The organism is Kitasatospora sp. NPDC057692, from assembly GCF_042799475.1.
Classification (GTDB): domain Bacteria; phylum Actinomycetota; class Actinomycetes; order Streptomycetales; family Streptomycetaceae; genus Kitasatospora.
In genome coordinates this window covers 33,887-55,675 of the sequence record NZ_JBHVIV010000025.1, presented here as the reverse complement: position 1 = coordinate 55,675, position 21,789 = coordinate 33,887, and the positions used below count along the sequence as shown (strand labels likewise).

The window sequence follows — 21,789 nt, the reverse complement described above, 5'->3', positions numbered from 1 at the left end:
TGCCGCCACCGGTCGCGTGATAGCGTCGCTCCCTTCTCCGGTGCGCCGGATGAGGTCCCCCGCAGGTGCCCGTGACCACGCCTTCCCAGCAGCTCCGAGCCGCTCTCGACGCGCTCGACGCCGCCTTCGCACCGCTCTCCGAGTCCCCGATCGCGGTCGGCGGCTGCACCTCCTGCTACACCGGAGCCGACTTCGAAGCCCTCGCGGGCCCCGTCGACCGGGTGCCGGACGGGCTGATCCCCTCCGTCGCCGCCGAAGTGGCCTCCCACTGGGACGACTTCGCCGCCCTGTACCGCCGGATGACGCCCCGGATCGTCCGCCTCCTGGTCACTGGCCGACTGCACGTCGACCACGGGCTGGTCGCCTCCCGGCTGCTCGCCGCGGGCTGGCGGGACTGGACGGTGCCGGAGCGGCGGGCACTGGAGGGGGTCTGGGACGCCTGGTGGCGGTCGACCCTGCACGAGTACCCCGGCACCGGTCAGGTCACCGGCGTTCTGGAGGCGATCTCGGTCAGCACGGGAAGCCTCGCACCGTGGCTGGCCGTCTGGGCCGACACCCGGACCGAGGCGGCGGACCATCACCTCGGCGACGCCCTCGACGAGTGGCTCGTCGAATGGGGGCTCGCGGATCTCCGGCTGGGCTTCTACGGTGAACTGCACGCGGGACCAGAGCTGTTGAGCTGGCTGCTCGCCCTGGAGGAGGGCCGGCTCGGCGCCGCGCAGCTCTTCGAGGTCGAACGCATCGCGGACAGCTGAGGCGAGGCGGTCGGGGGAACGGCGGGCGTGGGGAGGGGAGGGCCGGTGGCGGTGGAGGACGAGGCTCGGGCACTGATCGGGCGGGGTCGGCGGCTGCTGGAGGAACACGATGCGGCGGCCGACCCGCGACGGGGCGCGCTGGCCTTGTCCGGGGCGCTCACGGCGTTCGCGGCGGCGCGCGGGCTGCTGGAGGAGGCGGGGGCCGACGGGCCGGCGGGGGCGTTGGCGGAGGCGCGGTTCCTGGTCGGGGTGACGCTCTCGGCGCGCTACTGGAACGCCGTCGGGCAGCCCGAGTTCGCCGAGGACGACGGGATCCGTTCCGGTGTGCTCGCCGAACGGGCCGACGCGGTCGGCCTCTTGGGGATCACGATGGCCGCGTACGACCGGGGCTCGCCGGAGTGGACGGAGGCGGCCCTGCAGCTCGGGATCCTGCTGCACGCGCGCTTCGAGGACGGTGCGACCGCCGGTGTAGCCGATCCGACGGCCCGGCCGGACGACCTGGACCGGGCGGTCGAGGCCCTGCGGCTGGTCTGCCCCGCCCCGGTTCCGCCCGGCCCCTGGACGGCCGCCGGGGAGGACGCGGCCGAGGAGGCGCAGGCCGCGTACGACGCGCAGCACCCCGCGGCGCTCGCCACCCTCGGCTGCGCCCTCGCCGACCGCGCCGACCGCGCTCACCGCGCCGACCACGCTCACCGTGCCCACCTCGCCGACCGCGAGCACGCCGCAGCCGACCGGGCGGCCGCCGACGCCGTGCTGCAGGGCTTCCTCGACCGGCTCCACCCGGCGCCGTGGAGCGGGTCCGGCGGTCCGCCCGGGCCGGTGGACCTCGCGGACCCGGTCGAGTTGGAGGTCCGCGGGCGCCTCGTCCGGCTGCTGCTGGACGAGCGGGACGGGGGCGCGGACGCGCGGGGCACCGCCCGGGCCGTCGCCCACCTGGAGCGGATCGTGGCCGCCACCGCCCCCGGCTCCCCGCACCGGTTGCCCGCCGCCCTGCGCCTGGTCGGCCTGTACTGCTCCGGAGGGCAGGGCCAGGACGAGGGCGAAGACGGCGGCGACGGTGACGACACCGCCCACCAGCTGGCCCGGCTGCGCGAACTGCGCCGGCTCTTCCCGCCCGACCACCCGCTCGGCGGGACGGTGCGCTGGCTGCTCGGCGACACCCTCTCCGGCCTCTCCCAGCGGAAGGGCTACACCGCGAGCGCCGAGGCCCGCGAGGGGGTCGAGGTGCTGCGCGAGGGCGTGGCGGGCATGGCCGAGGACGACCCGGTGCGGCCCGCCGCGCACGGGGTGCTCGGCACGCTCGTCAACGCGCTGCGCCAGCACGAGCCGGAGGTGTACGGCATGGAGGAGGCCCTGCACCACCTGACCCGGGCGCTGGACACCATGCAGGAGGAGGAGTTGGGCGGCCTGCACCGCGGCGACGTCCTCCACCACCTCGCCCACGCCACCCTGGCCAAGGAGGAGTTCTCCACCGACCGGGCCGAGTTGGACCGGGTGATCGGCCTGCTCGACGCCGCCCGTGCGCGGCCCTCGCCGGACAGCCGCCGACCCGGCCACGACCCGGACGGCCCGCTGGCGGCGGCGATGGGCAAGCGGTTCGCGCTCACCGGCTCCGTCGGCGACCTCGAAGCGGCGATCCGCCACCAGCGCGCCGCGTTCCGCCGGGCGGCCCCGGACGACGCCAACCGGGTGGTCTACCTGGAGAACCTCTCCGTCAACCTCTACCAGCGCTACGTCGCCGCCGGCGATCCGCGGGACCTGGAGGCCAGCCGCCGCTACACCGAGGAGGTGCTCGCCCATCTGTCGGTCGCCGAACACGCGGGCCTGGAAGGGCTCGTGGCCACCGAGCGGCCGGTTCTCGAACGGACCAGGGCGCTGCTGGAGTTCCAGGAGGCGGTGACGTCCGGTGACGTCCCCGGGATGACCCGGGCGGTGGAGGCGCTGGAGCGGCTGGTCGCGGCGGTGCCCGAGGACGATCCGCTGCGGCTGCCGGCCCTCGGCGACCTGGGCGCGGCCCTGTTCGTCCTCGCGCTCCACGGGCGGACGGACCTGATGACGAGGGCGCTCGGACTGATGACGGAGGCGGCGGAACGGACCCCGGTGGGCCACCTGTACAGGTCCTTCCTGCGCCTGCGGGCCGCCGCCGCCCTCGGGGCGATCGCCCTGGCCCGCACGGAGGCGTCGTCCTTCGAGCGCCGGGCCGAGACCGCCCTGCGGTACCTCGACGACTTCCTCGCCGACACCGGCGCCGACCCGGCCGGCCTGGAGGGCTCCCGCGCCCACCTGATGCGGGCGGTCCTGCTGCTGACGCGCTACCACCGCGCGGGCCGGCCGGAGGACGCCGCCGGGGCGCTGGCCGCGGCCGGCGCCGTTCGCGAAGGGCTGCGGCACGGGGCGCCGACCCAGCTGCTCGCGGGGGCGACCTGGATCACCGCCATGGCCCACCGCGCGCGGCTCGGTCCGGGCGACCGGCAGGCCGCCCGCGAGGCCGGGCTGGCCACCCTGCGTCAGACGGCCGCCGCCGTCCTGCTCCAGGCGTCGGCCGCCCCGGCCCTCGCGCTGGCCCGGGAGAGCGCGGCCCGCGCGCTGACCATCGCCCGCTGGCACCTCGCCGACCCGGAGGAGGCGCCCGGGGACGCCGATGCCGACCTGCGCGCCGCCGTCGCCGCGCTGGAGCTGGGCCGGGGCCTGGTCCTGCACGCCTCCACCGCCACCACCGACGTCCCGGACCTGCTGCGCACCGCCGGACACCCGGACCTCGCCGAGGCCTGGCTCGCCGGCGGTGCTCCCCAGGACGGCCCGGACGCCGACGCCTTCGGCTTCGACGCGCTGCTCGGCCTGCCCGGAACCCTGCTCGACTCGCTGCCCGGCGGCGCGGACATCCCCGTCCCCGACGACCTGCGCCGCCGTGCCCTCACCGCCCTCGCCGCCCACCCGACCGGGGAGGCGCTGATGGGTCCGCTGCCGCTGGAGGAGATCGCCCGCAGCCTGCGCGCGGCCGGCGCGGACGCCCTGGTGTACCTGCTGCCGCCGGGCGCCATGCGCAGCGGCGAGGCCCTGCTGGTCACGCCCGGCGAGGACGGTGCGGGCGCTCTCCACCTGCTGCCGCTCACCCTCGTCACCTCGGACGCCGTCCGCTCCGACACGGTCGGGCCGCTCACCGCCTACCGGCGGGCGCACCGCGACCGGCAGGCCACCCTCGACACCCTGCCGCCGCGCCACCCGGCCCGGGCCGCCGCGCGGCGCCGCTGGCAGGCCGCGCTCGCCGAACTCTGCGACTGGGCGGGCATCGCGGCGCTGCGCCCGCTGCTGCGCCACCCCGCCCTGCGGGTGGCCGCCCGGCGCGGGCCGCAGGCGCCGCCGCGGCTGGTGCTGGTGCCGTTCGGCGAGCTCGGCGGCATCCCCTGGCACGCGGCGCTGCTGAGCAGCGGGCTGCGGGACGGCGGCCGGCCGGTGCGGGCGGTGGAGCGGGTGGCGATCTCGTACGCGGCGTCCGCGCGGCAGTTCTGCGAGGTGGTCGGGCGTCCGCGGCTGCCGCTCGCCGAGCGGCCGGTGATCGTCGGGGACCCCACCCGGGAGCTGATGTTCGCCGAGGCCGAGGCCGAGTACCTGCATGCCGACCACTATCCGCACGGCACGCTGCTCGGCTACGTCGAGGACGCGGTGGGGGCGGGCACCCCGGCCGAGGTGCTGGCGGAGCTGCCCGCGCCCGGGCGGGCCGGGGCGTCCGTCCTCCATCTGGCCTGCCACGCGCTGCCGTCGGAGCGTTCGCCGCTGGACGCCTACCTCGGCCTGGCGCCGGACCCGCGTGCCGGGGACCGGCTGGGGCGGCTGCCGGTCGGCGACATCCTGCGCCAGGCCCAGGGCCGCCCGCCGGGCTCGCCCGGCGGCCTGGTGGTGCTGGACGCGTGCGTCAGCGACCACACCGGCGGGGACGTGGACGAGGCGCTGACGCTCTCCAGCGCCTTCCTCGCCGCCGGGGCGACGGGGGTGGTCGGCTCGCGCTGGGAGGTGGTGGACGACATGGTGTGCGTGCTGATGTACGTCTTCCACGGCCGCCTCGCCGCCGGGGATTCGCCGGCCGAGGCGCTGCGGCGCACCCAGCTGTGGGCCCTGGACCCGGACCGCGGGCTGCCGCCGGGCGCGCCGGCCGAACTCGTCTCGCTGGCCCGCCGCGACCCCGGCGCGCTCGACGTCTGGGCGGCCTTCGTCTACCAGGGCGGCTGACGGGCGGGCCGTCAGGGGAGGCCGAGGTGCTTGCGGGCGTCGGCGACCTGGCGCAGGACGGCGTGTGCCTCGGCGGTCCCGCCGAGGTCGGCGGCCCCGGCGAGCAGGGCGGCGGCGTCGTCGCGCCGGTCCTGCTGGGCGGCGAGGTGGCCGAGGCCGACCAGGTTGGCGGCCGCGCCGGGCAGGAAGTCGAGTTCCCTCCGCAGGCGGGTGGACTCCTCCAGCCGTTCGCGGGCCTCGTCGAGGCGGCCGGCGGTGTGGGCGGCGATGCCGAGGTGCCGCAGCGCGGCGGAGGCCTTCGTCCGGTGCGGCGTCCTACGTCGTGCGCATGGCGGCGACGGCGGTCATCCGGGCGACGCGGCGGGCGGGCAGGACGGCGGCGGCCAGGCCGGTGAGGACGGTGAGGACGATGGCGCCGAGGACGGGGAGGACGGGCGGGCCGCCGAGGGTGCCGAGGGTGGCGGTGACGGAGCGGGCTCCGGCCCAGCCGTAGCCGAGGCCGAGGGCGGTGCCGAGCAGGGCGGTGGCGAGGGAGAGCAGCAGGGCCTCCAGGGTGAGCATCCGGCGCAGCTGGGTGCGGGTCATCCCGATGGCACGCAGCATGCCGATCTCCCGGGAGCGTTCGCTGATGCTGAGGACGAGCGCGGCGGCGACGCCGAGGCCGGCGATGACGACGGAGAAGCCGAGCAGGGCCATCGAGATCAGCATCATCCGGTCGAGCAGCGAGCGCAGGCTCTCGGCCTGGGCGGCGGTGTCGGTGACGGTGAGTCCCGGGTGGGCGGCGAGGGCGCGGTCCATGGCACGGCGGGCGGTGGGGCGGTCGGCGCCGGGGGCGGGGGTGATCCAGACGGTGGTGGCGGGGGCGCCGGGCGCGATCCGGTCGAGGGTGGCCGGGGTGACCAGCAGGGTGGCGCCGCTCTGGAGGGCGAACGGGAGGGGGCTGCGGCCGGGTTCGACGCGCAGGGCGGTGTCGGGGCGGCCGGCGGCGCCGGCCGCGGTGAGGGCGCGGCCGTCGTCGAGGCCGCCGAGGGCGGTGGCGTCGGTCAGGGCTCGGGCACGGTCGAGGTCGTCGGCGGTGGGGCTGAGCCGGGCGGGGTCGGCGGCGGCGACCAGGACGTCGCGGCCGTCGACGCGGACGGTCGCGGAGCGGACCGGTGTGACGGAGAGTTCGCGCGCCCCGGTGAGCGCCGTGAGCGCCCCGGCGGGCACGGCGCCTCCACCGGCGCTCCCCGAACCGCTCCCCCCGGCGCTCGTCACCGAGAACACGCCGGGCTGGCGGGCGGAGACCAGGGGCACCAGCGAGTTGGAGGTGATCTCCAGCGCGGTGACCGCGCCGACCATCATGGTCACCCCGAGCAGCAGTGCGGAGCCGGTGGCGCCGGTGCGCAGCGGGTTGCGGCGCAGCTGCTGGGTGGCGAGCCGTCCGGCGGTGCCGCCGAGGCGGCGGGCCGGGGCGCCGAGCAGGGCGACGGTGGCGGGCAGCAGCCGGTGGGCGAGGCGCAGGACGCCGAAGAAGCTCGCGATGGCGCCGACGGTGACGGCGAGCAGCGAGAGCGGAGGTGCGGCGAGCGTGCCGGCCACCACCAGCGCGGCGCCCGCCACCAGCAGGAACACCGCCCACGCGGTGGCCCGGACGCCGGTGCCGGTGCCGCCCGCCGTGCCGTGACCGCCGGCGTCGAGCGCGGCGATCGGGGGGACGGCGGAGGCGGCCTTGGCGGGGCCGCGGACCGCGAGCAGGGTGAGCAGGACGCCGAACAGCGCGGCGAGGGCGCAGACCAGCGGCGAGGGGGCGAGCGAGAGGTGGACCGGGCCGAGGTCGGCGGCGGCCGCGACGGCCTGGCCGGCGGCGCAGACGCCGAGGCCGAGCAGGACCCCGGCGGTGGAGGCGCCCGCGCCGAGCAGCAGGCCCTGCCGGCGGATCATCCGGCGGACCTGGGTGCGGTCGGCGCCGATGCAGCGCAGCAGCGCCAGCTGACGGGTGCGCTGGGCGAGTACGACGGTGAAGGTGTTGCCGACGACCATCCGGGCGACCGCGAGCGCGATCAGCACGAAGGAGAGCGCGGCGACCAGCACCACGCCGTACAGGGTGCCGCTCGCCCGGGTGGCCTTCTGCACGGAGGCCTCCCGGGTGTGCACCTCGGGGGCGGGGCCGCCGCCGCTGCCGAGCGCCTCGCGCAGGGCGTCGACGGTGCGGGTCGCCGAGGTGCCGGGGGACAGGCGCAGGTCGAGCTGCTCCGCGGCGGCGCCGGCGGCGTACCGGCCGACGGCGTTCTCGGGGACGCCGATGACGGGGTGTCCGGAGAGGCTGGGTGCGCCGCGGCCGTCGAGGGTGCCGGTGAGCCGGGCGGTGGTGGGGGCGCCGTCGGCCCCGGTGAGCCGGACGTCCGCGCCGGGGCGGACGCCGAGGCGCTGCGCGGTGTCGGCGTCGAGCAGCACCTCGCCCGGCCCGGCGGGCCACTGCCCGGACTTGAGGAGCTGCCAGCGCAGGGCGGGGTCGGCGGCGACGGCGCTGACCGCCGCATCCCCGTCGAGCGGGCGGCCGTCGGCGGTCAGCAGCCCGCCGCGGCCGGTGAGGCGGGGGGCGAGCGCGGCGACCCCGGGCACCTGCCGGGCGCGCTCGGCGGCGGCGGTGTCGAGTCCGCCGCCGGCGAGCGGGCGGGTGATCTGGACGTCTCCGGGGCCGACCTCGGCGGCGGCGGACTGGCTGAAGGAGTCGACCAGGGCGCCGCTGCCGCTGACCGAGGCGATGAGGAAGGCCACCCCGAGGGCGATGGCGGCTCCGCTGAGGAGGAGCTGGCGCAGCTGCCCGCGGAGCTCGGCGAGGGTGTGGCGGTAGGTGGTCATCGTTCCCGGTCTGTCGTCGAACGGCCGGTGGCCGGCCCGTTGTCGCTGGTCACCGGCGGTGTTCGCGGTGATCGGCTTCGAGCCTAGGGGCCGGGTCGGGCCCGTCCGATCGGCGGAAGGTCGCGTTCATGATCACTCCGGTGGCGGAGGACGGGACCGTGTTCCTCCTCCCCGGGAGGTACGCCGCCCCCGACCGGGGTCGGTTGTCCCGGGGCGTCCCCGCTCGTCCCATTGGTCACCGTGGCCCCAGCAGTCAAGGTGGTCCAGACCATTGACGCTCCGCGCGGGGGCTTCCTAGCATGATCGACGTCGCGGCGGCCATACGGGGGCCCGCCGCCGATCCGCCGAGCGCGCTACTCCCTCCCACCCTGCGGGCATGTGGCCGGGCGCTGTCCGAGTTACCGCCGTTCCGCCGCGAGGCGAGTGCCGAGGAGTGTCATGCCCACATCCACCCAGGAGTCCGTCCACGAACCCGGCCGGAACGCCGAACCCGCCCTGACCGCCGCTCCCGGCCTGACCGCCGAACCTGCCCGGGACACCGGGCGGCCCGCGCCGTCCGCCCTCACCGTCGGCCAGGAGCGGCTCTGGTTCCTCGACCAGCTGGACCCGGGCGACCCCTCCTACAACATCCCGCTCGTGCTGCGCCTCACCGGCGAGCCCTCGACGGAGTCGCTGCGCGCCGCCCTCGACGGCGCGGTGGCCCGGCACGAGGCGCTGCGCACCCGCTTCCCCGCCGAGGACGGCCGACCCGCCGCCGTCACCGACCCGCCCGGGCTCGTCCCGCTCGACCTCGCCGACCTGCGCGGACGGTCGGCGGACGAGGTGGCCGCCGCTCTCGCCGAGCGCGTCAACCGCGGCTTCGACCTCGCCGCCGGACCCCTGCTGCGCGCCGCCCTGCTGCGCACCGGCGAGCGGGAGCACGTGCTCTGCCTGGTGCTGCACCACATCGTCGCCGACGGCTGGAGCCTCGGCCTGCTGCGCACCGAACTCGCCGAGCGCTACGCCGCCCACCGCGCCGGCGACCCCCCGCCCGAGCTGCCCGCCCCGCCCTCCTACGCCGCCCACGCCGCCGCCGAACGCGCCTGGCTGGCCGGGCCGGAGGCCGCCGAGGCGCTCGCCCACTGGCGCGGGCGGCTGACCGGCGCACCCGCCCTCGACCTGCCGCTGGACCGGCCCCGGCCCGCCGGACCGAGCAGCGCGGGCGCCTTCCACACCCGGATCCTGCGCGGCCTCGGCCCCGAACTCGACGCCTTCGCCCGCGCCCGCCGGCTCACCCCGTTCATGGTGCTGGCCGCCGCCTACCAGGCCCTGCTGCACCGCTGCACCGGCCAGGACGACTTCTGCGTCGGCGTGCCCACCGCCGCCCGCACCACCGTCGACAGCGAACGGACCGTCGGCTACTTCTCCTCCGCGCTCGTGCTGCGCGCCGACCTCGCCGGCGCCCCCACCTTCGACACCCTGCTGCGCCGCGTCCGCACCGACTGGCTCGGCGCGCTCGGCCACGGCCGGGTGCCGTTCGAGCAGCTCGCCGAGGAGCTGCGCCCCGACCGCGACCCCGGGCGCACTCCGCTCTTCCAGACCCTGCTCACCGTGCACACCCAGGACGGCGGCGCGCTCGGCGGGCACGCCTTCGCGGACCTGGACTGCGTCGAGACCGACGGCGGCCACACCGCCGCCAAGTTCGAGCTCGCCCTGGACGTCCGCCCGGACGGCGAGGACCTGCAGGCCGTCTTCGGCTACCGCACCGACCTGCTGGACGAGCCGTGGGTGGTGCGGCTCGGCCGCCGCTTCGACACCCTGCTGCGCGCCGCCCTCGCCGCCCCGGACACCCCGGTGCACCTGCTGCCGCTGCTCGACGCCGACGAGCGCGCCGAGGCGGCGGCCGGCTCGGCGGGGCCCGCGCTGCCCGCGCACCCGGCGACCGTGCTCGACGCGATCGACCGGGCGGCCGCGGAGCTGCCGGGCGCCACCGCCGTCGAGGCGCGGGACACGCGCCTCAGCCGCGCCGAACTCGCCGCCGCCTCCCGGGCGCTGGCCGCGCGACTGGCGGCGGCCGGGGTGCGGCGCGGGGACCTGGTGGCGTTCTGCCTGCCGCGCGGGCCGCACGCCGTGGTCGCCATGCTCGCCGCCTGGCGGGCCGGCGCCGGCTACCTGCCGCTGGACCCGGAGTACCCGGCCGCCCGGCTCGCCTTCATGCTGGCCGACAGCGGCGCCACCGCCCTGGTCACGGCGGACGGCGCGCCCGTCGAAGGGCTGCCCGCCGCCGTGCCGGTGCTGCCGGCGACCGGGGGAGCGGACGCCCCGTCGGTGGACCCCGCCGCTGCCACCGGGCCCGACGACCCCGCCTACCTCGTCTACACCTCCGGCTCCACCGGCACCCCCAAGGGCGTGCTCGTCCCGCAGCGCGCGCTCGCCGCCCGGGTCGCCTGGATGCGCGAGGGCTACCGGCTCACCGCCGCCGACCGCGTCCTGCAGTACGCCTCGCTCTCCTTCGACACCTGCGCGGAGGAGGTGTTCCCGGCCCTCGCCGCCGGCGCCGCCCTGGTCGTCGCGGAGGCCGGTGCCGCGCTGCCCGACCAGCTCGCCGAGCCCACCGCCGCCGGCCTCACCGTCCTCGACCTGCCGACCCCGTACTGGCACCAGCTGGTCGCCGACCTCGACGCCACTCCCTGGCCGGCGGGCCTGCGACTGCTCGTCCTCGGCGCCGACCAGGTCCGCCCGGAGGCCGTCGCCGCCTGGCGCGCCCGGTTCGGGGACACCGTGCGGCTGGTCAACTCCTACGGGCCCACCGAGACCACCGTCATCGCCACCACCGCCGAGCTCGGCGCCGCCGACACCGCCCGGCGCCCCCCGATCGGCCGGCCCATCGGCGGCACCACCGTCGCCGTGCTCGACCGCCACGGCCGGCCCGTGCCGCCCGGCACCCCAGGCGAGCTGGTGATCGGCGGGGCCGGCGTCACCGACGGCTACCTCGGCCGCCCGGGCGCCACCGCCCGCGCCTTCGGGCCCGACCCGGACGGGCCGCCCGGCGCCCGCCGCTACCGCACCGGCGACCTGGTGCGCCGCCGCGCCGACGGCGCGCTGGAGTTCCTCGGCCGGATCGACGCCCAGGTGAAGGTGCGCGGCTACCGGGTCGAGCCCGGCGAGGTCGAGTCGGCGCTGCTCGCGCGGCCCGGCGTCGGCCAGGCCGCCGTGCTGGCCCGCGCGGACCGGCTGCTCGGCTACGTCGTGCCGGACACCTCGCCCGGGGCGCCCGTTCCCGACCCCGCCGCGCTGCGCGCCGACCTCGCCGCCGCCCTGCCCGCCCACCTCGTCCCCAATGCCGTCCTCGTCCTCGCCGCGCTGCCGCTCACCCCCAACGGCAAGCTCGACCACCGCGCACTGCCCGACCCCGACACCCGCCCCGAGCTGCGCGCCGGCTACCTCGCCCCGCGCACCGAGGCCGAGGAACTGGTCGCCGAGGTCTGGCAGGACGTGCTGGGCCTGGACCGGGTCGGCGTCCACGACGACTTCTTCGACCTCGGCGGCCACTCCCTGCTCGCCACCCGGGTCGTCGCCCGCATCCGCGCCGCGGCCGACCTCGCCGTGCCGCTGCGCACCCTCTTCACCCACCGCACGGTGGCCGCCTTCGCCGACGCCGTCGAAGCCGCCCTGGTCGCCGAACTCGACGCGTTGTCCGACGACGCCGCCGAGGAGCTGCTCGCCGCGCAGGACGCCCTGGAAGGGACCGCAACGCCGTCATGAGCACCGACACCGCCCCCACCCCCACCCCTTCCGGCTCCTCCGCGGGAACCGCCGGGGGGACCTCCGCAGGGACCTCCGCCGGGCTCACCGCCGCCAAGCGCGAACTGCTCAGCCGCCGCCTGCGGAGCCGCACCGCCCCCCGGCAGGCGATCGCCCGCCGCGCCGCCGACGCGCCCGTGCCGCTCTCCTACGCCCAGGAACGGCTCTGGTTCATGGAGCAGTTCGCCCCCGGCACCGCCGCCTACAACATCCCGGTCGTGCGCCGGCTGCGCGGCCCGCTCGACGTCCCCGCGCTGCGCCGCGCCCTGGACACCGCCGTCGCCCGCCACGAGACCCTGCGCTCGCGCTACCCGGCCACCGACGACGGCCGCCCGCTGCTGGAGATCGACCCGCCCGGCCCCGCCGACCTCACCCTCGCCGAGGCCGACGGCGCCGAGCACGCCGAACGGCTGGTCGACGAGGCCGCCGCCGTCCCCTTCGACCTGGAGCACGGCCCGCTGCTGCGCGCCCACCTGATCCGGCTCGCCGCCGACGACCACGTGCTGCTGCTCGTCGTCCACCACAGCGTCAGCGACGGCTGGTCCAGCGAGGTGCTGCTCGGCGAGGTGCTGCGCGGCTACGCCGCCCACGCCGCCGGACACCCCGACCCGTTGCCCGAACTCGCAGTCCAGTACGGCGACTTCGCGATCTGGCAGCGCGAGCGGCTGAGCGGCGACCGGCTGACCGCCGAGGTCGCCCACTGGGCCCGTGAGCTGGCCGGCGTCGAACCCCTCGAACTCGCCTGTGCCGCCCCCCGCCCGCCGCGCCAGACCTTCGACGGCGCCGGCTACGGCTTCGAGGTCGACCGCACGCTGCTGGACCGGCTGACCGCCCTCGGCGCCCGGCACGACGCCACCGTCTACATGGTGCTGCTCGCCGCCTTCCAGAACCTGCTCGCCCGGTTCAGCGGCCAGCGCGACTTCGCCGTCGGCTCGCCCATCGCCGGCCGACCCGAACCCGAACTCGAAGCACTGGTCGGCATGTTCGTCAACGTGCTGGCACTGCCCGCCCGGCTGGAGGGCGACCCCTCGTTCACCGAGCTGCTCCGCCGCACCCGCGACACCTGCCTGGAGGCCTACGCCCACCAGGAGCTGCCCTTCGCCCAACTGGTCACCGAGCTCAAGGTTCCCCGCGACGTCAGCCGCCCGCCGGTCTTCCAGGCCGTCCTCGCCGTGCAGAACTACGCCGTCCAGCGCGAGGCCGAAGGCTCCGGCGGACTGCCGCTCGACGTCCAGCCGTTCGGCGTGCGCGCCAGCGGCACCCGGTTCGACCTGGAGCTGTTCCTCCAGGAATGGCCGCAGGGCCTGCTCGGCTCCTTCAACTACAACACCGACCTCTTCGCCGAGGCCGACATCGCCCGGCTCGCCGAACACCTGGCCCGGCTGCTCGCCGCGATCGCCGACCGCCCGGACGCCCCGCTGTCCACCCTCGACGACCTCCCCGAGGCCGAACGCGCCTTCGAGGTCGAGCGGTTCAACGACACCGCGGCCGCCCGGCCGGCCACCACCCTGACCGCCCTGGTCGCCGAGCAGATCGCCCGCACCCCCGACGCCGTCGCCGTCGCCTTCGAGGACGGCGCGGCCCTGACGTACCGCCAACTCGACGCCGCCGCCGACCGGATCGCCGTCCGGCTGGCCGCCGAGGGCGTCGGTCCCGGCAGCCTGGTGGCGATCAGCGCCGAGCGCTCGCCGGAACTCGTCGCCGGACTGCTCGGCGTGCTGCGCACCGGCGCCGGCTACACCCCGCTGGAGCCCGGCTACCCCGCCGAACGGCTCGCCTTCCTGCTCGCCGACAGCGCCGCCCCCGTCCTGCTCACCCAGCGCCGGCTGCCCGTCCCCGACGGCTGCGCCGCCCGCGTCCTGCTCCTCGACGACCCCGCCGAATGGCCCAAGGTCCGCGCGCGGACCCCGCTGCCCGCCGGGCCCGCCCCCGACGACACCGCCTACCTGATCTACACCTCCGGCTCCACCGGCCGCCCCAAGGGCGTGCCCAACACCCACCGGGCCATCGCCAACCGCCTCCAGTGGATGCAGGACGCCTACCGGCTCGACCCCGAGGACCGCGTCCTGCAGAAGACCCCGGCCGGATTCGACGTCTCCGTCTGGGAGTTCTTCTGGCCGCTGATCACCGGCGCCCGGATCGTCCTCGCCAAGCCCGGCGGCCAGAAGGACGCCGGCTACCTGCGCGACCTGGTGGTGCGGGCCGGCGTCACCGTCGCCCACTTCGTGCCCGCCATGCTCACCGTCTTCCTCGCCGAGGACGGCATCGAGCGCTGCACCACCCTGCGCCGCGTGGTGTGCAGCGGCGAGGCCCTGCCGCCCGACACCGCAAGGGAGTTCACCACCCGCCTGGCCGGCTGCGCGCTCGCCAACCTGTACGGGCCCACCGAGGCCGCCGTCGACGTCTCCTCCTGGGAGTGCGAGGGCCCGCTGCGCACCGTCCCGATCGGCCTGCCGATCGACAACACCCGCCTGTACGTGCTGGACTCCGCCCTGCGGCCGGTTCCGCCCGGCGCCCCCGGCGAACTCCACATCGGCGGCACCGCCGTCGCCCTCGGCTACCACCGCCGCCCCGGCCTGACCGCCGCCCGGTTCGTCCCCGACCCCTACGGTCCGCCCGGCACCCGGCTCTACCGCACCGGCGACCTCGCCCGCCGCCGCCCCGACGGCACCCTCGAACACCTCGGCCGGATCGACCAGCAGGTCAAGATCCGCGGCCTGCGGATCGAACCCGGCGAGACCGAGGCCGCCCTGCGGGCCCAGCCCGGCATCGCCGACGCCGCCGTCGTCGTCCGCGAGGACCGGCCCGGCGACAAGCGGCTCACCGGCTACCTCGTCGCCGCCCCCGGCGCCGAGGAGCCCGACCCGGCCGCCCTGCGCGCCGCCCTCAAGCGGACCCTGCCGGACCACCAGGTGCCCGCCGCCTTCGCGGTCCTGCCCGCCCTCCCGCTCACCCCCAACGGCAAGCTCGACCGCCGCGCCCTGCCCGCCCCGCGGGTACGCCGCGACGCCGGGGCCGCCAAGCCCGCGACCGAGGCCGAGCGGGTGCTCGCCGAGATCTGGGCCGAGGTGCTCGGCCTGCCCGAGGTCGGCACCGACGAGGACTTCTTCGACCTCGGCGGCCACTCGCTGCTCGCCACCCAGGTCGTCGCCAAGGCCCGCAAGCGGCTCACCGAGGCCGGTGCCCGCCCGGTCAGCGTGATGGACCTCTTCACCTGCCGCACCGTGCGCGACCTCGCCGCCCTGGCCGCGCTCGACGAGCGGGACCGCGGACCGCGCCGGCTGCTGCACCGGCTCACCCGGCCCGTCCCGGCCGAGCGCCGCCGGCTCACCCTGGTCTGCGTCCCCTACGGCGGCGGCAGCGCCGTCGTCTACCAGCCGGTCGCCGACCTGCTGCCCGCGGACACCGAACTGTGGGCCGTCGCGATCCCCGGCCACGACATCGGCGTCACCGAACAGCACCTTCCCTTCGACGAGTTGGCCGAGCAGCTGGCCGCCGAGGTGCGCGAGCGGGTGGACGGGCCGGTCGTCGTCTACGGCCACTGCGGGGTCGGCACCGCCCTCGCCGTCGCCACCGCCCGCCTGCTGGAGGCCTCCGGCCGGGAGCTCGAAGCCGTCTACGCCGGCGCCCAGTTCCCGTTCGCCAAGCCCCGCAGCAGGGTGCTCACCGCGCTCAGCGGCATCGCCGCCCTGGAACCGCTGCTCGGCGACCGGGTCTACCTCAACTGGCTCACCGGCATGGGCGTCGACACCTCCGAACTCGACCAGGAGCAGGTCCGGTTCATCGTCGGCAACATGCGCCGCGACTCCAAGGCCGCCGAGGCGTACTTCACCCGCGCCATCGCGGAGGTCGCGGCCGGAGCGCCCCGGCTGCGCGCCCCGCTGGTCTCGCTGGTCGGCGACCACGACCCGGCCGCCGACTTCTACCAGGAGCGGTACCGCGAATGGCTGCTGCTCGCCGAGCGCTCCGCCGTCGCGGTGCTCGACCAGGGCGGCCACTTCTTCGTCAAGTACCGCGCGGCGGAGGTCGTCGAGGCCGTCACCACCGTGCACCGCGCCGTCCTCGCGGGGGAGACCGGCGCCCTGCCCGCGCGCGGACCGGACAGCTCCTGGTGGTTCCACGGCGAGACCGGCGAACCGGCGCAGCAGGAGTCGGCGGCGGCGGAGGAGCCCGCCGCGGAGGGGCCGCAGCCCAGTATGGGCCGCTTCCTGGCCGTCGCCGCCGGGCAACTGGTCTCCATCACCGGCTCGGCGCTCACCGAGTTCGCGCTGCCGATCTGGATCCTGCTGGAGACCGGCTCGATGGCCCGGTACGCGCTCTACGCCGTCATCGCGATGCTGCCCGGCATCGTCGTCGGACCGCTGGCCGGCGCCCTGGTCGACCGGCTGGACCGGCGCAGGGTGATGCTCGCCGGGGACGTCGCCGCCGGCGCCACCCAGGCCGCCATGCTGGCCCTGCTGCTGGCGGGACAGCTGCACTCCTGGCAGGTCTACGTCCTGCTCGGCGTGCTCTCCGTCGCCCTCACCTTCCAACGCCTCGCCTACGCCTCCGCGGTGCCCCAGATCGTCCCCAAGCAGTACCTGGGCCACGCCAACGGGGTCGTCCAGCTCGCCTTCGGCGCGGCGCAGTTCATCGTCCCGCTGGTCTCCGTCGCGCTGCTGGCCGCGATCGGCCTGCGGGGCATCCTGATCATCGACGTGGTCAGCTACACGATCGCCGTCGGCATCCTGCTGGCGGTGCGCTTCCCGCGCACCCTGCCGTGGACCAGGCGCGAGCCGCTGGTCGAGGAGATCAAGCAGGGCTTCGGCTACTCCTGGCGCCAGCGCGGCTTCCGCTCCATGCTGCTCTGGTTCGCCGGGCTGAACGTCTTCCTCTCCCCGCTGTTCCTGCTCACCACCCCGATGGTGCTCGCCTTCTCCGACCTCGACGGCGCCGCCCGGGTGGCCGTCGCCGGCGGTGCCGGCGCCCTGCTCGGCGGCATCGCCATGGGCTTCTGGGGCGGACCGCGCCGCCACCGGCTGCGCGGCATGCTCGGCCTGGCCGCCGTGCTCGCCCTGGCCGGCGCCGTCACCGGCCTGCACGCCGGACTCTGGGTGATCGCCGCCGGGGCGTTCGGGATGTCCTTCGCGCTCTCCCTGGTCAACGGCGTCTACTCGACGATCGTCCAGGTCAAGGTCCCGCAGCGGTTCCACGGCCGGGTCTTCGCGCTGAACACCCTGGTGGCCTGGTCCACCCTGCCGCTCGGCCACGGCGTCATCGCCCCGCTCGGCTCGGCCCTGTTCGGCCCGCTGATGGAGCCGGACGGCGCGCTCGCCCCGGTCTTCGGCCCGCTGATCGGCACCGGGCCCGGGCGCGGCATCGCGCTGATGTACGTGCTGTTCGGGCTCGCCATGCTCGTCCTGGTGGCCGTCGGCCTGCGGCTGCCCGCGCTCGCCCGCTTCGACCGCGAGGTGCCGGACGCCGAGCCGGACGACCTGGTCGGCCTGCGCGAACGCGCCCGCGCCGCCGCGGCCCGGGCCGCGGACCGCCGCTCCGCCGACGTCCGCTCCGCCGACCGCCGCTCCTCCGAGGGCACCCGGGAGGCCGTGTGAACCGCGCCGTCCCCACCAGCCTGCCCGAGCTGCTCGCCCACCGGGCCGCCGCCCACCCCGACCGGACCGCCGTCGTCAACGGCGCCGACCGGCTGGACTTCGGCGCCTGGCAGGCCCGCTCCGGAGCCCTCGCCGCCGCCCTGCGCGCCGCCGGACTGCGCCCCGGCGACCGGGTCGGCCTGCGCCACGGCACCGCGGACTGGACGGCCTACGCCGTCGCCCACCTCGCCGTGCTGCGGGCCGGCGGCGTCGCCGTCCCGCTCTCCGACCGGCTCGCCCCCGCCGTCACCGCGCACGCCCTCGCCGACTCGGGCGCGGCGCTGCTGCTGCACACCGGCGGCGCGCCGGACGTCTCCGCGGTGCGCGCGCTCACCGAGGCCGACGCCGTCGGCCACCCCGCCGAGCCGGACCTGCCGCCCGCCGACCCGGGTGCGCCCGCCCAGATCCTCTACACCTCGGGCACCACCGGCACCCCCAAGGGGGTCACCGCCACCCACGCCAACCTGGTGTACGGCTGCACCCTCGACGAGCGCCGCCGCCCGCTGCGCCACTCCCGGGCCTTCCTGCACGCCTTCCCGGTCGGCACCAACGCCGGGCAGACCATGCTGGTCAACGCGCTCAACGCGCACGCCACCTGCGTGGCCGCACCGCAGTTCACCCCGCTGCGGTTCGTCCGGCTGATCGCCGAACACGGCATCGGCAGCGTCTTCCTGGTCCCCGCCATGGCGATCGAACTGCTCGCCTCGGCCGCCCTGGCCAAGGCCGACCTGGACGGCGTCCGGCTGGTCGGCTCCACCGCCGCCGCGCTGCCGCAGCCCGTCGCCCTCGCGCTCAGCCGGGCCTTCCCTCGGGCCCAGATCGCCAACTACTACACCTCCACCGAGGCCGCGCCCGCCCAGATCACCCTGCTGTTCGACCCCGGGCACCCCGACTCGCCCGGCGCGCCCGCCTCGCTCGCCGACCTGCGGATCACCGACGCCGACGGCCGGCCGCTGCCGCCCGGCGAGGCGGGCGAGCTGTGGCTGCGCTCGCCGACCGCGCCGCGCGGCTACCTCGGCGAGCGGGACGGCACGGTGTTCCAGGGCGCGTGGGTGCGGATGGGCGACCTCGGCCGGATCGACGCCGACGGCTTCCTGCACCTGCTCGACCGGGAGAAGGACGTGGTCAAGTCCGGTGCCCACAAGGTGTCCACGCTGCAGGTCGAGAACGCCCTGCACGCCCACCCGCTGATCGCCGACGCCGCCGCGTTCGGCGTCCCGCACCCCGTGCTCGGCGCGGTGGTCGCCGCCGTGCTGGTGCCCGTGCCGGGCGCCGAGCCGCCGACCGCCGCCGCGCTGCGCGGCTTCCTGCTCGGCCACCTCGCCGCGCACGAACTGCCCGCCACCGTGCTGTACCGCGACGCGCTGCCGCGCAACGAGGGCGGCAAGGTGCTCAAGCGGGAACTGCGCCGCCTGGTGACCGGCGACGGCCCCGATCTGCCCTCCGCCTCCGGCGAGCCCCCCACCTCCGGCGAGACCCCCACCACCAGCGAGGCCATCCGATGACCGTCCCCCTCAGCCCCGCCCAGCACGGCGTCTGGCTCACCGAGCAGACCCTCGACGCCGGCGCCGCCTACCACCTCGCCGTCACCGTGGAGTTCACCGGCCCGCTGGACGCGGCCGCCCTCGCCGGGGCCTGTGCCCGGGTGGTCCGGCGGCACCCCGTGCTCGCCGGGCGGATCGACCCCGACGGCCCCGCCGTGCGGCCCGGGCCCGCGCCGGAGCTGCGGACCGTCGACTGCCCCGCCGAGGACCTCGACAAGCTGCTCGCCGACGAGAGCGCCGCCCGCTTCGACCTCGCGGCCGGGCCGCTCGCCCGCTTCACCCTGTACCGGACGGCCGCGGAACGGCACGTACTGCTGGTCGCCGCCCACCACCTGGCCTTCGACGGCGAGTCCAAGGACCAACTGGTCGCCGACCTCGCCGCCGCCCACCGGGGCGAGGCGCCCGCCCCGCCGTCCGGCGCGGTGGCGGTCGGCGAGCCGTCCGCCGGGGCCGCCGCCGGGTACTGGGCCGAGCGGTGGCGCGAGCCGGGCCTGCCGCTCCTGCCCGGGATGCGGACCGTCACCGACCCGGGCACCCTGCCCGGCCCAGGGGGCTCGGTCGGTCTCCGGATCGACGGCGCCCGGCACGCCGCGCTCGTCGCGACCGCCGAGCGCCTGGGCGTCACCCGCTTCGAACTCCTCACCGCCGCCTGGCACGCCCTGCTGCTGCGCTACGGCAACCCGACGTCGGCCACCGCCGTCGAGCTGTCCGTCCGCCGCCCCGGCGAGCCGTTCGCCGTCGGCCTCGCCGTCAATGAACTCCCGCTGTTCACCGCACCCTTGGCGGACATGCCGTTCGCCGGGCACGCGCTCGCGGTGCGCGCCGGGCTGCGCGGCCTCTACCCGCACCGGGCCGTCCCGCTGGGGCGGGCGGTGCGCGGCCTCACCCCGCGCACCGCGCTCACCCCGCTCTCCGTCAGCTACCGCCGCCGGCCCGTCGGCGCGCCGCGGCCCGACTTCGGCCCCGGCCTCGCCGCCACCGTCCGCTGGATCGGCTTCGCGGGCACCGCTCGCAACCTCCTGAACCTCCAACTCGTCGACTCCGACCATGCGTTGGACATCAGCCTGCAGTACCGGGCGGAGGCCTTCGCGCCCGGGGCCCCGGAGCGGATCGCCGGCCACTTCGCGACCCTGCTGGACGGCGCCCTCGCCGACCCCGCCACCCCGGTCGGAGGCCTGCCGCTGCTCGGCGCCGACGAGCGCGCCGCCCAGCTCGCCTCGCCCGCACCGCGACCCGGGCTCACCGCGACGACCGTCCCCGCGCTGTTCGCCGCCCGCGCGGCCGCCGCGCCGGAGGCCGTCGCCCTGGTCGCCGAGGGCGTCGCGTACCGCTACCGGGACCTCGCCCGCCTCGTCGCGCACGCCGCCGCCGCGCTCACCCGGCACGGCGCCGGGCCCGGCACCCTGATCGGCATCGCGCTGCCGCGCGGCCGGGACCAACTCGTGGCGGTGCTGGCCGTGTTGGCGTCCGGAGCGGCCTACCTTCCGCTCGACCCCGAGTACCCCGCCGAGCGGCTCGCCTTCCTGCGCGCCGACTCCGGCCTCGCCCTGCGGATCACCCGCGAGCCCGCCGCGCCCGGCGACCTCGACCCGGCCGAGCTGGCGCCCACCGACGCGGTCGTGGAGCTCTCCGCCGGACCCTCGCCCGAGCACCCCGCGTACCTCCTCTACACCTCCGGCTCCACCGGCACCCCCAAGGGCGTCGAGGTGCCGCACGGAGCGCTCGCCAACCTGCTCGGCGGCCTGCGTGACCACCTCGGCGCCGGCCCCGAGGACCGCTGGCTCGGCCTGACCTCGCTCTCCTTCGACATCTCCACCGTCGAACTGCTGCTTCCGCTGATCACCGGCGGCCGCGTCGTCCTCGCCCCCGAGGGCGCGCACCGGGACGGGCCCGCGCTGCTCGACCTGATCGCCCGCGAGAAGGTCGGCCACGTCCAGGCGACGCCCAGCGGCTGGCGGGTGCTGCTGGAGGCGGGCCTGGCGCGGTCCCGCTCCGGAGGTCTGACCGCGCTCACCGGCGGTGAGGCGCTGCCCGCCCCGCTCGCCGCCGACCTCACCGCCGCCACCGCCCGGCTGGTCAACGTCTACGGACCCACCGAGACCACCGTCTGGTCCACCCTCGCCGAACCCGCCGCCCCGGACGGCCGGGTGAGCATCGGCGAGCCGCTCGCCAACACCCGCGCCTACGTCCTCGACGAACGCCTGCAGCCCGTGCCGTACGGGCTGCCCGGCGAGCTGTACCTCGGCGGCGCGGGCGTCGCGCACGGCTACCGGGGCCGCCCCGGACTGACCGCCCGCCGCTTCCTGCCCGACCCCTACGGCCCGCCCGGCTCCCGGGTCTACCGCACCGGCGACCTCGTCCGGCGCCGCCCCGGCGGCGGGCTGGAGTTCGTCGGCCGCGCCGACACCCAGGTCAAGCTGCGCGGCCACCGCGTCGAACTCGGAGAGATCGAGGCCCGGTTGGCCGAGCACCCCGCCGTCGCCCAGGCCGCCGCCGCCCTGCACGGCCCGGACGGGGACCGCCGCCTCGCCGCCTACCTCGTCCCCGTCGGGCCGACCGCACCCGCGCCCGAGGAACTGCGCGCCCACCTCGCGGCCACCCTCCCGGCGGCCGTCCTGCCGGGCACGTACACCGTCCTGGACGCCTTCCCGCTCACGCCCAACGGCAAGCTGGACCGCGGCGCCCTGCCCGAACCCGCCGTCGAGCGACCCGGTCCGGTCGACGCCGGTCCGGCGGGGGAGCCGGAGTGCGACCCGACCGCCGCCGCCGTCCTCGCCATCTGGCGCGAGGTGCTGCGGCTGGACGACCTCGGCCCCGACGAGGACTTCTTCGACCTCGGAGGCCACTCCCTGCTGATCACCGCGATCGCCGCCCGGATCCGCCAGCAGCTGGGCGTCGCCGTCCCGTTGGACGTCTTCTTCGACACCCCCACCGCCCGCGGCGTCGCCGCCGCCGTCACCGATCTGCGTCAGGAGTGAACCCCGTGAGCACCGAAGCGCGCGTGAG

7 protein-coding genes are annotated in these 21,789 nt (G+C 77.2%); 6 read left to right on the top strand and 1 reads right to left on the bottom strand.

Annotated features, from left to right (window positions below):
- Nucleotides 1–71 precede the first annotated feature (71 nt).
- Both ACFVFS_RS16420 and ACFVFS_RS16415 read left to right on the top strand, forming a co-directional pair.
- Nucleotides 72–755, top strand: coding sequence for a hypothetical protein (locus ACFVFS_RS16420; protein ID WP_380624586.1), 684 nt, complete (start codon nucleotides 72–74; stop codon nucleotides 753–755).
- 45 nt (nucleotides 756–800) lie between these two features.
- Nucleotides 801–4,982: a CHAT domain-containing protein gene (locus tag ACFVFS_RS16415; protein WP_380624584.1), complete on the top strand. Its 4,182-nt coding sequence runs from the start codon at nucleotides 801–803 to the stop codon at nucleotides 4,980–4,982.
- A 315-nt stretch (nucleotides 4,983–5,297) separates the two neighbouring features.
- Here ACFVFS_RS16415 and ACFVFS_RS16410 read toward each other — a convergent pair whose 3' ends face one another.
- Nucleotides 5,298–7,826 carry an ABC transporter permease gene (locus ACFVFS_RS16410; RefSeq protein ID WP_380624582.1) on the bottom strand — a complete coding sequence of 843 codons (2,529 nt, stop codon included), beginning with the start codon at nucleotides 7,824–7,826 and terminating at the stop codon, nucleotides 5,298–5,300.
- A gap of 438 nt (nucleotides 7,827–8,264) precedes the next feature.
- Between ACFVFS_RS16410 and ACFVFS_RS16405 the strand changes: the two genes are divergently transcribed.
- From ACFVFS_RS16405 to ACFVFS_RS16390, 4 genes are read left to right on the top strand one after another with little or no spacing between them, the layout of a single operon-like run.
- A complete protein-coding gene (locus ACFVFS_RS16405; protein WP_380624580.1) occupies nucleotides 8,265–11,570 on the top strand; it encodes an amino acid adenylation domain-containing protein in 3,306 nt (1,101 codons plus the stop codon).
- Nucleotides 11,567–17,200: an amino acid adenylation domain-containing protein gene (locus ACFVFS_RS16400; protein WP_380624578.1), complete on the top strand. Its 5,634-nt coding sequence runs from the start codon at nucleotides 11,567–11,569 to the stop codon at nucleotides 17,198–17,200. Before ACFVFS_RS16405 ends, ACFVFS_RS16400 begins: the two co-directional genes overlap by 4 nt.
- A complete protein-coding gene (locus tag ACFVFS_RS16395; protein ID WP_380624576.1) occupies nucleotides 17,197–18,744 on the top strand; it encodes a class I adenylate-forming enzyme family protein in 1,548 nt (515 codons plus the stop codon). Before ACFVFS_RS16400 ends, ACFVFS_RS16395 begins: the two co-directional genes overlap by 4 nt.
- On the top strand, nucleotides 18,741–21,761 hold the full coding sequence (locus tag ACFVFS_RS16390) for an amino acid adenylation domain-containing protein (protein WP_380624574.1): 3,021 nt from the start codon (nucleotides 18,741–18,743) through the stop codon (nucleotides 21,759–21,761). Before ACFVFS_RS16395 ends, ACFVFS_RS16390 begins: the two co-directional genes overlap by 4 nt.
- Nucleotides 21,762–21,789: the final 28 nt, after the last annotated feature.